Consider the following 13,753-nt stretch of genomic DNA (forward strand, 5'->3'; position numbering starts at 1 on the left):
GCGTTTTTATATGACTTATCATATAATCTTAAGTTACAAAGCTTGCACGTCATGTCGTTTTTGTTGAATCAACATTTGCGCTATAATCAGATATTAAATTTTGTTACATTTATAAGAGCCATTATGATATCTCCTCTTTCTGTAATTATCCTAGCTGCCGGTAAAGGCACGCGTATGCAATCAGCTAAGCCAAAAGTACTGCAAACGCTGGCTGGTAAATCACTACTCGCTCATGTCTTAGACACTTGCCATCAGTTGACTGTTGATGAGACTATCATCGTTCACGGTTTTGGCGGTGAGCAAGTACAATCAGAGATTACCGATCAGTATGCGCAGGCCTCAATCACTTGGGTTGCGCAAACGGAACAGCTAGGAACTGGACATGCGGTCAAAGTGACCCTGTCTGATTTACCAAAAGAAGGACAAAGTCTGATTCTTTATGGCGATGTGCCATTGGTGAGCTGCCAAACGTTAGCCGCATTAAAAACGGCAAACACTGACGGCATGTCTATGCTTACTTTGACGGTCGATAATCCATTTGGACTAGGCCGTATCAAACGTGACCAAGCGGGTAACATTACCGCCATCGTTGAGCAAAAAGATGCCAGTCATGATGAGCAAAATATCAGAGAAATTAACAGTGGTATCTACTGCGTTGATAACGCCCTACTGCATAAATATCTGCCTGAGCTGTCTAATGACAACGCTCAGCAAGAATATTACCTGACAGATATTGTCAAAATGGCCGTCGCTGATGGCATTACCATTGCGGCGATTGAACCTGAACATACCTTTGAGATTGAGGGCGTTAACAACCGTCAGCAGTTGGCCAGCTTAGAGCGCACATGGCAAGGTAAGCTGGTCGCTGACCTGCAAGAAGCAGGCGTGCAGTTTGCTGATCCAACCCGTGTCGATATTCGTGGTACGTTGACCGCAGGACAAGATGTGTTTATTGACGTTAATGTGGTCTTTGAAGGCGACTGCACCTTGGGTGACAATGTCTACATCGAAGCGGGCTGCGTGATCAAGAGCACCAATATCGGCAATGCGTGCCATCTAAAGCCATATTGTGTCACTGATCAGACTCAGATTGAAGCTGGCGTGACCATCGGCCCATTTGTAAATCTGCGTCCTGACACCCTTTTGGCCAGTAACAGCCGCATTGGCAACTTTGTGGAAATAAAAAAATCCACCATCGGTCATGGTAGCAAGGTCAACCATCTCAGCTATATCGGTGATGCCACCATCGGTACAAACGTCAATGTCGGTGCAGGCGTGATTACTTGTAACTATGACGGCATCAATAAATCACAAACCATCATTAAAGATAACGCCTTTATCGGTTCCAATGCCAGTTTGGTCGCGCCAGTCACCATTGGTGATACTGCGACCGTCGCTGCAGGCTCTGTTATCACCAATGATGTTGATGCCAATGCGCTGGCATTTGGGCGCGCGCGGCAGGTACAAAAACCTGATTATCAGCGTCCAACCAAACGCACAAAATAATCAATTTTTACCTATTATTTCTCAATAGTAGGTGACATTTTGAACCATACACCACACTCAAGCGCATGACAATGATATGACATGGCGGCTCAGTGATGATTTGACAACTTATACAGTGAATTTAAGGAATAGCCATGTGCGGAATTGTAGGGGCAGTTGCTGAGCGTAATATTGCCAATATCTTACTTGAAGGTCTCAAGCGTCTGGAGTACAGAGGTTATGATTCTGCTGGCTTAACCGTCATTCGCGATGGTGCGTTGCATCGCGAGCGCCAAGTGGGCAAGGTTCAAGCTCTGGTCGATGCAGTCGCCATCAATCCAGAATTTTTTGATGGTTATACTGGTATCGCTCATACACGCTGGGCCACGCATGGCGAACCTGCACAGCGTAACGCGCATCCACATGTTTCAGGCAAGATTGCTGTCGTGCATAATGGTATCGTCGAAAACTATGCTGAGCTCAAAGAAACACTCATGGCCAAAGGTTATGAATTTACTTCGCAGACAGATACCGAAGTCGTTGCCCACTTGATTCATGATATTTATAAAGAAAACCCTGATTTACTAGAGGCAGTTCGCACTATTATTCCGCTATTACATGGTGCTTTTGCCTTGGGTATCGTGCATGTTGATTGCCCAGACGAGCTCATCACCGTGCGTTTAGGTTCGCCGCTAGTAATTGGTGTGGGTATCGGTGAGAATTTTATCGCCTCAGACCAATTGGCATTATTACCGGTCACCAACCGCTTTATGTATCTAGAAGAAGGTGACATCGCTAAATTGACGCGCAACAGCATTCAAGTCTATGCAGATGGCATCGAAGTCAAACGTCAGATACATGAAATTGATGCGGCTCAGCACAATGCGGACAAAGGCGAATTTAAACATTACATGCTCAAAGAAATCTATGAGCAGCCAGATGCGGTCGCCCGTACCATTGAGATGGCCCTCGACAAAGGCGAGAACGCAAAGCTACGTGATGACTTTTTGCAGCGTCATGAAACGCAGTTAAAAGATATCAAAAACGTACAAATCATCGCTTGTGGTACCAGTTATCATTCAGGTCTGGTTGCAAAATACTGGTTCGAAAGCCTAATTCGTGTGCCCTGTTCTGTTGAAGTTGCGAGTGAATTCCGTTATCGCAATCCTGTCGTTGTCGATCACTCCTTAGTCATCTGCATCTCTCAATCTGGTGAAACAGCGGATACTTTATCTGCGTTACGTGATACGCAAAAGCAGGCACCAGCAGGCCTCGTCAGCTTGGCATTATGCAATGTCCCTACTTCATCGCTAGTACGCGAGACTGATATTTTCTTGCCGACGCTAGCAGGTCCTGAGATTGGGGTTGCTTCTACCAAAGCCTTTACCACTCAGCTTGTCGCTCTCATGTTACTGGTATTAAAAGTGGGTGCCGTTCAACAGCGTATGCCTGAAGAGCGCTTGAGCACGTTGATTGGCGAGCTACACCAATTGCCCGGTCAGTTGTATACCAGCTTAAATCTTGATGCGCCTATCAAGATCATGAGTGAGCACTTTGAAGACAAGAAAAGCTGTTTATTCTTAGGTCGCGGTTTGCAATTTCCTATCGCTCTAGAAGGTGCGTTAAAGCTCAAAGAAATCTCTTATATTCATGCAGAAGGATACGCGGCAGGTGAGCTCAAACATGGGCCATTGGCATTGGTAGACAAAGACATGCCAATCGTCGTCCTTGCCCCTAAAGACAGTATGTTCGATAAGCTCAAAGCCAACATGCAAGAAGTGCATGCACGTCATGGGGAATTATTTGTATTCGCTAGTGAGTCCAGTCAGATGGTCGCAGAAGATCGTTTGCACGTGGTTCATGTACCTGACGTCTGTGAAATATTGGCTCCGATTATCTATAGTGTGCCAGTACAGTTGTTGTCGTACCATGTGGCCGTGTTGCGCGGTACAGACGTTGACCAACCACGTAATCTTGCAAAATCAGTGACGGTCGAATAGTATAAGTTATTGATTTTAATGTAATTTTTACTTATTGACGACTTGTCTTACTAAGTGATTATCTGTCATACTATTATAAATCCTTCGCCATCTGATGTTCCGAGATGACGAAGGATTTTTTGTATCTGGAGCAGTAGCAAAACATCAATTATTTATATCATTATGGCAGCGACAGCATGAGCACTGAAAACATGGATATCGAAAGCGACACCGCGAACCAAATAGACATTATCTATGAAGATGAATATCTGGTGGCGATTAATAAAGAAGCTGGGCTATTGGTGCATCGCAGTTGGCTGGATAAAGGCGAGACGCGCTTTGCCATGCAACTCACCCGTGATGCGGTCGGTTGCCATGTGTTTCCGGTGCATCGGTTAGACAAGCCGACATCAGGTGTGTTGTTGTTTGCCAAAAGTCCAGCCGTGGCGCGTAGCTTGACCGAGGCTTTTACTGCACATACCATTACCAAGCAATATTTAGCCGTGGTGCGCGGCTATATGTCAGAACAGGGCACAGTTGATTATGCGTTGAGCTTTCAGCCAGATGCCATTGCCGATAAGTTTGCCGACTTGGGCAAACCCGCTCAAGAGGCGGTGACTCATTGGCAAAGCTTGGCTCAGATTGAACTACCATTTGCGGTGTCAAAAAAGCATGCTACAAGCCGCTATAGCCTTGTGCGCCTGACACCTGAGACGGGACGCAAACATCAGCTGCGTCGGCACATGAGGCATGTATTCCATCACATCGTGGGTGATACGAGTCACGGTGATATACGGCACACACGATTTTTTCGTACGCACTATGACTGTATGCGCATGCTGCTGCACGCCCAGACTTTAATGCTCAGCCATCCGATCACTGGTGAGCCATTATTGCTCAAAGCAGAACTGGACGATCAATGGATGCGCATACTGGAAGCATTTTCTTGGGTGGAGAGCACTGAAGGTTAAGCAGTTTAAGATTTAGAATTTATCTTAGGCTGTATTCCAAACTATTTGAATAGATATAGGCTTTTAGATTGAATCAATGCACTACCGTACCCAAATGGCATGCTCTGATATTGTCTTGAATATTTCTTGATACCTTAATGACATCGTTTGTATTCAACATACTGCTAATCCTTATTTGTCATAAACTCTGATTGAACACGAAAAAGCCTATACAATGATTATCTAAATAATATTAAAGACATGGAACAAATATGAGTATTTTTTCAAAGCTACTAGAAATAGAAGGTAAGTATAAAATTAAGTTACACGAAGGTGAGAATTTTAAACAAGCTGTGTACAACGGGAAAATGACAGATTCAGAAGATTGTATTATCGATAAAATTGAATTAATTTTAAAACATTATCCTGACAGCCAAGATATTTCCTTATCTACGTACGAATCAGATGAGACCTCAAATGATTCATTTTGCTACGCTGTGGTATTACCCTAATATTTAACTATGGAGTGCCGCATGTTTTTTATACGGAAGGCAAACCAGAACGACGTATCAGATATTGCTCATATACACTTTGAAAGTTGGAATGCTACGTATGCGAACCTTTTACCAAAAGCGTATAGAGACAAAGAAAATAACCTGTCTCAAAAAATGAACATGTGGAAGAAGGTATTACCTAGCTCTGGTGTGAATACATGGATAGCATATGATGCTGAAGATACTGCTGTAGGATTTATTTCTTACTTTAAGAAAGATCAAGAGTGTGAAATAACCACTTTGTATCTCTTACCGCAATACCAAAATTTAGGGATAGGTACTAAGCTAATGGACGCAGCCCTAATTGATGCTTCTCAATGTAATAGCTGCTCCAGTCTATCTTTATGGGTATTAAAAACCAATCTAACTGCGATTAGTTTCTATGAGAAGTTTGGTTTTGAGTCTGACGGACAATGTGATGAAGAGCTATACGAGGACACCAAAATAATAGATATTAGAATGGTAAAAGCACTCTAATATCTATTATTTTGACTACACCCAAGCGGAGCCAGTCAATCCATCCTTTAAACCTATTAATAGACTACTCAAGACAGACTGCTATCATAAAACTACTTATATTAGACCAATCAGCGCAGTCCAACTCGAGCGCTTTGGATTTTAGAGACACAAGTATAAATACTCAAAACAACGCTTTAAATAGGAAGAAAACGCTCACAACGACCAACAACCACGCAAAACATTTCTTTAATAGTTGTGGTGATAAGGTATGAGCTGCTTTTGCGCCTAATTTGGCTGTAAAGAAACTCATGGTACCAATGCCCAAAAACGCATAAATATGTACAAAGCCAATCGCATTAGGCACATCTACTTGCTCATTTAGCCCAAAAATCATAAAGCCTAACGCACCTGCAATAGCAATCGGTAAACCACACGCCGCTGACGTGCCAACCGCTTTTTGCATGACCACACCATAACGATTGAGATAAGGAACCGTCAAGCTCCCTCCCCCGATACCAAAAATAGCAGAGGCCACTCCTATTCCAGCGCCTGCACCGAGCTGCTTAGGTGTCGAAGGCAGTGACCTATTGGCATTTGCCTCTACTCGCTTTTTACCGCCAGTCAGCATAGTAAAGGCGACCCAAAGCAAAAACGTGCCAACAATGATCTGAAGATGAGTCCCAGACAACCATCCGGCAATCCCTGCCCCCAAAAAACAGCCAATGGCCATTCCAGGTGCCAGATTTTTGAATACAGGCCACATGACGGCGCCGTTTTTATTGTGTGCCATTAACGAGCTTATAGAGGTTATAACAATGGTCGCCAGTGACGTCCCCAAGGCCAAATGCATCGTCGTGTCAGCACTATAACCCATTTGGGTAAAAACGATGAATAATAGTGGCACCATGATCGTGCCACCGCCTACGCCAAAAAGCCCAGCCGCAAACCCTGCTATAGCCCCTATTATGAAAAATATGATGAGTTCCACGGGATATTTACTTCACAGTTAGATGATGAATGGTTGGATAATGATTAAATCAATTCAGAATAAAAATGATACAACCATTAATGATGTTCTACTGGTATAAATTTTCTTCGCTGGCTGTTCGCAAGCGTGACAGATGCTTCATAAAATTCATACCAGCAGAACGGTAATCCTTTTAGAATGGATCGACTATATGAAATAATTGGCTTAAGCGCTGACCTAAGCAAACTGTACTTGACCCACTTGATGATAGGCACGATTAAAATAAACCAAGCTTTCCTCTTGCCCACCTTGTTGTTCATTTTGTCTAATAGCAACGACGCGGCACATAAAGACACTGTGCGTACCAACTGTCTGAATTTGCTCAATCTCACAATCAAAACTGACCAGCGCATCCTCTAACATCGGTGCACCTGTTTTTAATGTAGTCCAACAACCTTGTTGAAATCGCTCTTCTGAACACAATTTGGATGCAAACGCATTGGATATCTGTTCATGCTGTGCGCCGAGCACGTTGACGCACAAGGTTTTATGATCAACAAAATGACCATGCGATCGTGCCGCCTGATTCATACACACCAAAAGGGTTGGCGGGCTATCGCTCACGCTACAAACAGCGGAGGCGGTAAAGCCGTGTACGCCTGACTCCCCTTTTGTGGTGATCACGCTGACGGCTGTGGTGAGTCGCGCCATAGCATTTCTAAAATCAGTTGCTTCAATCATCACGTACTTCCTAAATTTGACTGTATATTTTCTTTAGATTATCTTGTCAATTCTTGACGAACGATCTCTGCGCCAGCACTCAACGCTGCCAGCTTACCGCGTGCCACTTGGCGAGACAATGGCGCCATGCCGCAGTTGGTCGAGGGATAGAGCTTGTCGGCATCGACAAATTGTAGTGCTTTTCGCAAGGTATCTGCGACCGCTTCAGGCGTCTCAATATCATTGGTCGCCACATCAATCGCGCCGACCATCACTTTTTTGCCGCGAATCAGTTCAATCAAATCCATTGGCACATGTGAGTTTTGACACTCGAGCGAGACAATATCGATCTTTGACTGCTGCAATTTAGGGAATGCTTGTTCGTACTGACGCCATTCTGAACCCAGCGTTTTTTTCCAATCGTTATTGGCTTTGATGCCATAGCCGTAGCAAATATGCACCGCTGTTTCGCACTTTAGCCCTTCGATTGCACGCTCTAAAGTAGCAATACCCCAATCGTTCACGTCATCGAAGAAGACATTGAATGCAGGTTCGTCGAACTGAATGATATCCACGCCAGCTGCTTCTAACTCTCTCGCTTCTTGATTTAAAATTTTGGCAAATTCCCACGCCAATTTTTCACGGCTTTTATAATGACCATCATACAATGTATCAATCATCGTCATTGGCCCTGGCAGCGCCCATTTAATCGGCTGGTCGGTGTGCTGGCGCAAAAATTTAGCATCGTCAACAAACACAGGCTTTTGACGGCTCACGCTACCCACCACTGACGGCACGCTGGCATCATAGCGATTACGAATGCGTACGGTCTTACGCTGCTCAAAATCGACACCGTCAAGATGCTCAATAAACGTGGTCACGAAGTGCTGACGGGTTTGCTCGCCATCACTGACAATATCGACCCCTGCACGTACTTGCTCTTGCAACGACACTAGCAGAGCATCTTGTTTGGCTTGGATAAGCTCATCACCTGCTAACGCCCAAGGTGACCAAATTTTTTCAGGTTCTGCCAGCCACGAAGGTTTCGGTAAGCTGCCAGCGGTTGAGGTCGGTAATAATGTTTTCATGGTATCTCGTCTTTTATATTTTGTTTTTATGTTTTCATTTTTTGTCGGTCGGCCCGTTAGGCCGCATGCTTTTTAACCGCGCCTTTTTCCACAGAATAGCTTGCAGCCCACTGCTCTAAAACGTCTTGATAGGGTTTGATAAATTGCTCTTGTGTAAATTTACCTTGCTTTACTGCCATTTGACTGCGTTCTTCACGGTCATACACAATTTGAGTCAGTGAATAATCTTGGTATTTCAAACTGGGTTGATAGACATCGCCTGCGCTTGAATTGGCATTATAAATTTCAGGTCGGTAGATTTTTTGGAACGTCTCCATGGTACTAATCGCGCTGATCAGCTCAAGGTCGGTATAATCACTCAACAAGTCACCGGCAAAATAAAACGCTAATGGCGCAGCACTATCGGCAGGCTTAAAATATCGAACGGTTAAGCCCATTTTGTGAAAATAATCGTCGGTTAACGAGTATTCATCTTGCTTATATTCAACGCCCAATACGGGGTGTTGATTGGCTGTACGGTAATAGGTTTTGCTAGTGGAGACGCTGAGGCAAATCACTGGTTTTTTATCAAAATTGGCTTTGTAAGCTTCTGAATTCAGTAAGTATTGAAACAGCTTGCCATGCAAGTCACCAAAATTCTCTGGTGGCGCAGAGGCTGGATTTTTATCGAAATGCTCAAGCAGTACGACGCTAAAGTCATAATCACGAACATAAGAGGAGAAACTGTTGCCGATCATACCGTCAATACGTTTGTTGTCTTTATGATCAACAATCGTGGTTTTTAGGGTTTCGATGACAGGAAACGTCTCGCCATTGCCTTCGATATCCATGTTTGCAGAAATAATGTCAACTTCAACAGAATAACGGTCTGCTGTCGGGTTATCCCAATGCGCCAACGCATTAAAACGATTATTAATCATTCTCAATGTTTTGCGTAGATTCTCTTGGCGATGCTCGCCGCGTGCCAGATTGGCAAAGTTAGTCGTCAGACGCGTGCTGTCGGCAGGATGATAGTTTTCATCAAAACGAATACTCTTAATTGAACAGGCAAATTCTTTACTCATGGTAATCCGCTCCCCTAATACTCAAAATAAAACCAAATTTCTGTATGAGGTGAATTATGCCTGAATCAATACATGAATAAAAACGATGTAAATTAAACTAAAGATGAATATAATTCATTTTTATAAATTTAGGATATAGAAAGGGCTTTCATTAAGATGTTAAAATATTAAAACGTTAAGAGTACATGCATCAAATCTAGAAGAGATGAAAAAGTGTTTTTTAATTTGGCTAAGCTGACCACTAAATAATCTGACTTTCATAACTGAATTTTTCTGCCAGTCCATATGATTCTCTATACTCAACAGGATCACCTTCCAAATTCTTAGCGATGCGGCATACCTTAACCAAGTTTTCGTGTTGCGTATTGTCCAAATAAGGATCTATGTGATTGGTGACAAAAAATAGTGTTTCTATAGCAGAGGACACAAATTGTCCGCATTTTTTATAATAAAAAGGATAGAGAAGATTCTCAAAATCTTTTGGTTCTAGGCCTACAAACTCTTGGTAGCGGTTCTTAGGTAACCAAATTCTTTCACTCAAAATGACTTTGTCTTCGACAATACGCACACGTTCTATATAAATCAGATCTTCGTTTTCACGAATATTCAATGTTTTATTGATCGTATCGACCGCTTCTATCAACATAATTTTTTTGATGACGCCAGTCGGTATAACGTAGCGAGCGTCTTGATCACGGAACTTATAAAACCTTAACAAGGAGGTGTTAAAATCTGGTTTTTTTAAAAAAGTGCCGCGGCCTTGATGTTTTATCAACACCCCATCGTCTACTAGCTTTTCGACCGCTTTACGGACGGTTCCTACCGACACCTGATACTTATCTGCAAAGTCCTGTTCCGTAGGTAAGGGAGTGCTTTCATCCCATTTACTTTCCGTGAGTAACGTCTGAATATGCCACCGTACTTGCTCATAACGTGGCATGTTAAACTTTTTGAAATTATCTATCATTTTTCCACCACAATGTGAAGGTTTTGATTATCTGCCTTAAGAACGTTAAGCAGGGTTACATGCCTAAGCAGTAGAATATATCTGACATTCTATCTTAAGTCCTAACCAAATTTTAAATATCCTTTTAATGTTAACGCCCACCCAGATTTTTTGGTGAATATCATCTCATTCACACCGCCATTTTTGCTATCATTCTACTCAGTTAAATACGCTTTGAACGCCTATACAATAGGCGAACCTAGAAAATTATCTGTCAACATTATCACAACACGCTTTATTTTAGAAAATACATAGGTAGATAGATTTAGGTTTTATACAATCAAAGCCAAGGAGCAAACATGACTATATATATTTTGATGGCCATCGTAATTTCTATTGCGCTGGGCTACATCACTAAAATTAATATCGGCTTGTTTGCGATTGTATTTTCATACCTTATTGGATGTTTCGGTATGGGTCTTAGTGCTTCTGAAGTTATTAAGCTATGGCCTCTCAAAATTTTCTTTGTTATTTTTGCCGTTACGCTCTTCTACAATTTTCCTTTGGCTAACGGTGCTTTAGAAAAATTGTGTAGTCATCTGATTTATAAATGTCGACACTTTCCAGCGTTATTGCCGCTGGCTATTTTTTTTACGGCCACGATTGTGGCAGGCTTAGGCGCTGGTTATTACACAGTGTTAGCCACTATGGCGCCTATGATTTTGTTGTTGTCCAAAAGAACCAACTTAAATGTCGTTATGGCTATTTTGTCAGTGAACTACGGTGCTCTAGCCGGCGCTAATTTTATCACTTCACAAAGTGGCGTTATCTTCAGAGAGCTCATGCGATCTGCTGGTGTGGCCAATGATAATACCTTTACGTATGCTTTAGGAATTTTTGCTGTTACCTTTTTAATGCCAGTCATTGTATTGAGCGTTTACAGCTTTATCAATGCCAAGAATAGTAAAATAGTGATTCAAAGCATATTGCCAGAGCCTTTAGACCATAAGCAAAGGCAGTCTATTATGCTGATTTTTATTATGATGGCCATTGTACTTATTGTACCCATTCTAAATCTGCTGATGCCTCAAGTACAAGCGATTCAGTTTTTGAATGCTCGGATTGATATTGGTTTTATTGCCATTTTTTTTGTTGTGGTCAGTTTGTTTTTGAAGCTGGGTGACGAAAAAACCGTGATTGCCTTGATACCTTGGAATACGCTCATTATGATTTGTGGCGTCAGTATGTTGATGAGCGTCGGGGTGGAAGTAGGGGTTATTTACGAGCTGACAGAATGGCTAAGTACGAACGTACCTATCTGGATGATACCGACTTTAGTGTTTGTTATTAGCGCAATTATGTCGATTTTTGCGAGTACACTGGGGGTAGTAGCGCCTACTTTATTTCCTATGGTGCCAGCGTTAGCCGTTGCCTCTGGTTTGAACCCTTTACTATTATTTGTCTGTATTGTGGTTGGTGCTCAAAGCTCATCCATTTCCCCTTTTTCATCAGGAGGCAGTCTAACCTTGGGAGCTTCTCAATTGCATATAGATAAAGGTCGGCTTTTAAATATTCTGCTGTTTAAAGCACTGCCCCTAGATATCATTATTGGAATATGCGCGATTTTGGTTATCCAGCTCATATTTTGAGCACTATGATAAGTTCCGTCTCAAACTCCTGAATCACCATACTGCCTGTTTTAAACATACAAATGTTCAAACTATGAATATAAGGTTTTGCTTTGTAAAAATAAAATTCATACATACATACATATGTTTCTTGTCATTTTTAAAATATTCTGTTACTTTTGCATAACATTTAAAGTTCTATCGTTATAAAGTTTACTCACCTGAGTCAATCGAGCATGAACATTTCATGCAATAACTTTACGACTTTAGTTAAAATTTTATTGGTTTTTTTAGTAAAACAAAACACACAAGGAGCGTCGTGTGAACAAACTATCTTATTTGGCTATTGGCCTGTCTGTATTATCCCTCACCGCATGTAACAACGCTAACGAAACTGCTAGCGCAGGCGCAGATGAATTTTCAGGTCCTTCACGTCCAGAATGTATCGCCCCTGCAAAACCAGGTGGTGGCTTCGACTTGACTTGTAAGCTTGCACAATCTGGCTTAAGAGATACTGGCATCCTAACAGATCCTATGCGAGTCACTTATATGCCAGGCGGCGTTGGTGCGGTTGCTTACAACAAAATCGTTGCCAATGATCGTTCAAATAACGATGCGATTGTCGCGTTTTCTACTGGCTCTATTCTGAACTTATCGCAAGGTAAATTTGGTAAATTCACTGAAAAAGACGTGAAATGGCTAGCAGGCGTGGGTACTGATTATGGCGCTATTGCTGTGAATGCCGATTCACCAATCAAAGATCTAGCAGGATTGGTCGCTGAACTCAGATCAAATCCAAAAGCGATTAGTTTTGCGGCTGGTGGTAGTGTCGGCGGTCAGGATTGGATGCAAACGGCTATTTTGGCTAAAGCAGTTGGTGTTAACCCTAGCGACATGACTTATGTGGCGATGGAAGGCGGCGGAGAGGCGATTACTGCGGTCATGGGTAATCATGTTACTGTCGTGAGTGCTGGTATTGCAGAGATTATGCCACAAGCCAATGCTGGTAAGCTGAAAGTATTGGCAGTGTTTGCCGAAGAAAGACTGGGCGGTAGCATGGCAGATATTCCTACTGCTGTAGAGCAAGGCTACGATGTTAATTGGCCTGTTGTTCGCGGTTATTACATGGGTCCAGATGTGAGTCCTGCTGCTTATGCTTGGTGGAAAGCCTCCTTTGATAAGATGCTTGCTGATCCAAAGTTTGCTGAATTGCGCGAACAGCAAGAGCTACTACCTTTCTCTATGACGGGTGAAGAGCTTGAAGCCTATGTTTATAAGCGTACTGGCGAGCTACGTGAGCTATCAGCTGAATATAACCTTCTTGGCGCTGAAGCCAAATAGCCTCATTAAGACCATACTCCCTTAATGATTGAATACTAAATTTTATAGTATTCATCAAAGGTTGACAGATGACACATCTATCAACCTTTTATTTTAGAATTTAAGGATTACTGCTATGACAATGGAACGCGCGTTCTCTGGTCTGATGGGACTGGTTTGCTTATTTTTTGTTTACTTAGCTTTCGGCTACGTCGCTCCCATCGCCTATGATCCTATTGGCCCTCGACCCTACCCTATTTTGATTTTCTCACTAATGGCACTTTTGACCTTGGTTATCGCCTTTCGTCCAGCGCGATTTACAAAAGTCATTGATTTAGGCTATAACAAGGTCGTTCTTAGAAACCTTGTTTTGTGCATCAGTGCATTGCTGATCTACAGCTTAATTTTTGAGCCACTCGGTTTTATTATTTCTACCACACTCATGTGTTTTGCAGTTGGTCTATTGTTTGCAGGCAACCCTGTTAAAAGTATTATCTTTTCAGTTGTGATCAGTATCGCCCTATATGTCTTATTTGACATGGCCTTGGATGTCATTCTGCCACTTGGAATATTATCAGGAATAATGGGATAGC

13 protein-coding genes are annotated in these 13,753 nt (G+C 42.5%); 8 read left to right on the top strand and 5 right to left on the bottom strand.

The features are described 5' to 3' along the window. Positions 1-123 precede the first annotated feature (123 nt). From glmU to JMY02_RS06490, 5 genes are all read left to right on the top strand, one after another. Positions 124-1,506, top strand: a complete 1,383-nt coding sequence (glmU, locus tag JMY02_RS06470; protein ID WP_201596422.1) for a bifunctional UDP-N-acetylglucosamine diphosphorylase/glucosamine-1-phosphate N-acetyltransferase GlmU — start codon at positions 124-126, stop codon at positions 1,504-1,506. A 134-nt stretch (positions 1,507-1,640) separates the two neighbouring features. After that, entirely contained in the window at positions 1,641-3,485 is a 1,845-nt protein-coding gene (gene glmS / locus JMY02_RS06475) for a glutamine--fructose-6-phosphate transaminase (isomerizing) (protein WP_201596425.1), read from the top strand. Positions 3,486-3,676: 191 nt separating this feature from the next. Beyond that, complete coding sequence (gene truC, locus JMY02_RS06480) at positions 3,677-4,435, top strand: tRNA pseudouridine(65) synthase TruC (RefSeq protein WP_201596486.1); 759 nt, start codon at positions 3,677-3,679, stop codon at positions 4,433-4,435. A gap of 251 nt (positions 4,436-4,686) precedes the next feature. Beyond that, positions 4,687-4,926, top strand: coding sequence for a hypothetical protein (locus tag JMY02_RS06485; RefSeq protein ID WP_201596426.1), 240 nt, complete (start codon positions 4,687-4,689; stop codon positions 4,924-4,926). A 21-nt stretch (positions 4,927-4,947) separates the two neighbouring features. Continuing rightward, positions 4,948-5,445: a GNAT family N-acetyltransferase gene (locus JMY02_RS06490; protein WP_201596428.1), complete on the top strand. Its 498-nt coding sequence runs from the start codon at positions 4,948-4,950 to the stop codon at positions 5,443-5,445. 163 nt (positions 5,446-5,608) lie between these two features. Here JMY02_RS06490 and JMY02_RS06495 read toward each other — a convergent pair whose 3' ends face one another. The 5 genes from JMY02_RS06495 to JMY02_RS06515 all read right to left on the bottom strand — a co-directional run bounded on the left by JMY02_RS06495 (position 5,609) and on the right by JMY02_RS06515 (position 10,233). Next, positions 5,609-6,415 carry a sulfite exporter TauE/SafE family protein gene (locus JMY02_RS06495; protein ID WP_201596430.1) on the bottom strand — a complete coding sequence of 269 codons (807 nt, stop codon included), beginning with the start codon at positions 6,413-6,415 and terminating at the stop codon, positions 5,609-5,611. Positions 6,416-6,631: 216 nt separating this feature from the next. Further along, positions 6,632-7,135 carry a flavin reductase gene (locus JMY02_RS06500; RefSeq protein WP_201596432.1) on the bottom strand — a complete coding sequence of 168 codons (504 nt, stop codon included), beginning with the start codon at positions 7,133-7,135 and terminating at the stop codon, positions 6,632-6,634. Positions 7,136-7,173: 38 nt separating this feature from the next. Then, complete coding sequence (locus JMY02_RS06505) at positions 7,174-8,202, bottom strand: methionine synthase (protein WP_201596434.1); 1,029 nt, start codon at positions 8,200-8,202, stop codon at positions 7,174-7,176. A 56-nt stretch (positions 8,203-8,258) separates the two neighbouring features. Next, positions 8,259-9,266 carry a DUF1852 domain-containing protein gene (locus JMY02_RS06510; protein ID WP_201596436.1) on the bottom strand — a complete coding sequence of 336 codons (1,008 nt, stop codon included), beginning with the start codon at positions 9,264-9,266 and terminating at the stop codon, positions 8,259-8,261. A 241-nt stretch (positions 9,267-9,507) separates the two neighbouring features. After that, on the bottom strand, positions 9,508-10,233 hold the full coding sequence (locus JMY02_RS06515; protein ID WP_201596438.1) for a GntR family transcriptional regulator: 726 nt from the start codon (positions 10,231-10,233) through the stop codon (positions 9,508-9,510). Between the two features lie 338 nt (positions 10,234-10,571). On the opposite strand from JMY02_RS06515, the gene JMY02_RS06520 reads away from it, so the two are divergent. The 3 genes from JMY02_RS06520 (at position 10,572) to JMY02_RS06530 (ending at position 13,752) form a co-directional block, all read left to right on the top strand. Further along, positions 10,572-11,861 carry an SLC13 family permease gene (locus JMY02_RS06520; RefSeq protein WP_201596440.1) on the top strand — a complete coding sequence of 430 codons (1,290 nt, stop codon included), beginning with the start codon at positions 10,572-10,574 and terminating at the stop codon, positions 11,859-11,861. 300 nt (positions 11,862-12,161) lie between these two features. Further along, positions 12,162-13,181, top strand: a complete 1,020-nt coding sequence (locus JMY02_RS06525) for a Bug family tripartite tricarboxylate transporter substrate binding protein (RefSeq protein ID WP_201596442.1) — start codon at positions 12,162-12,164, stop codon at positions 13,179-13,181. Between the two features lie 115 nt (positions 13,182-13,296). Next, positions 13,297-13,752, top strand: a complete 456-nt coding sequence (locus tag JMY02_RS06530; RefSeq protein WP_201596444.1) for a tripartite tricarboxylate transporter TctB family protein — start codon at positions 13,297-13,299, stop codon at positions 13,750-13,752. Position 13,753 lies beyond the last annotated feature (1 nt).

It is taken from the genome of Psychrobacter vallis (assembly GCF_904846715.1).
Taxonomy (GTDB): domain Bacteria; phylum Pseudomonadota; class Gammaproteobacteria; order Pseudomonadales; family Moraxellaceae; genus Psychrobacter; species Psychrobacter vallis.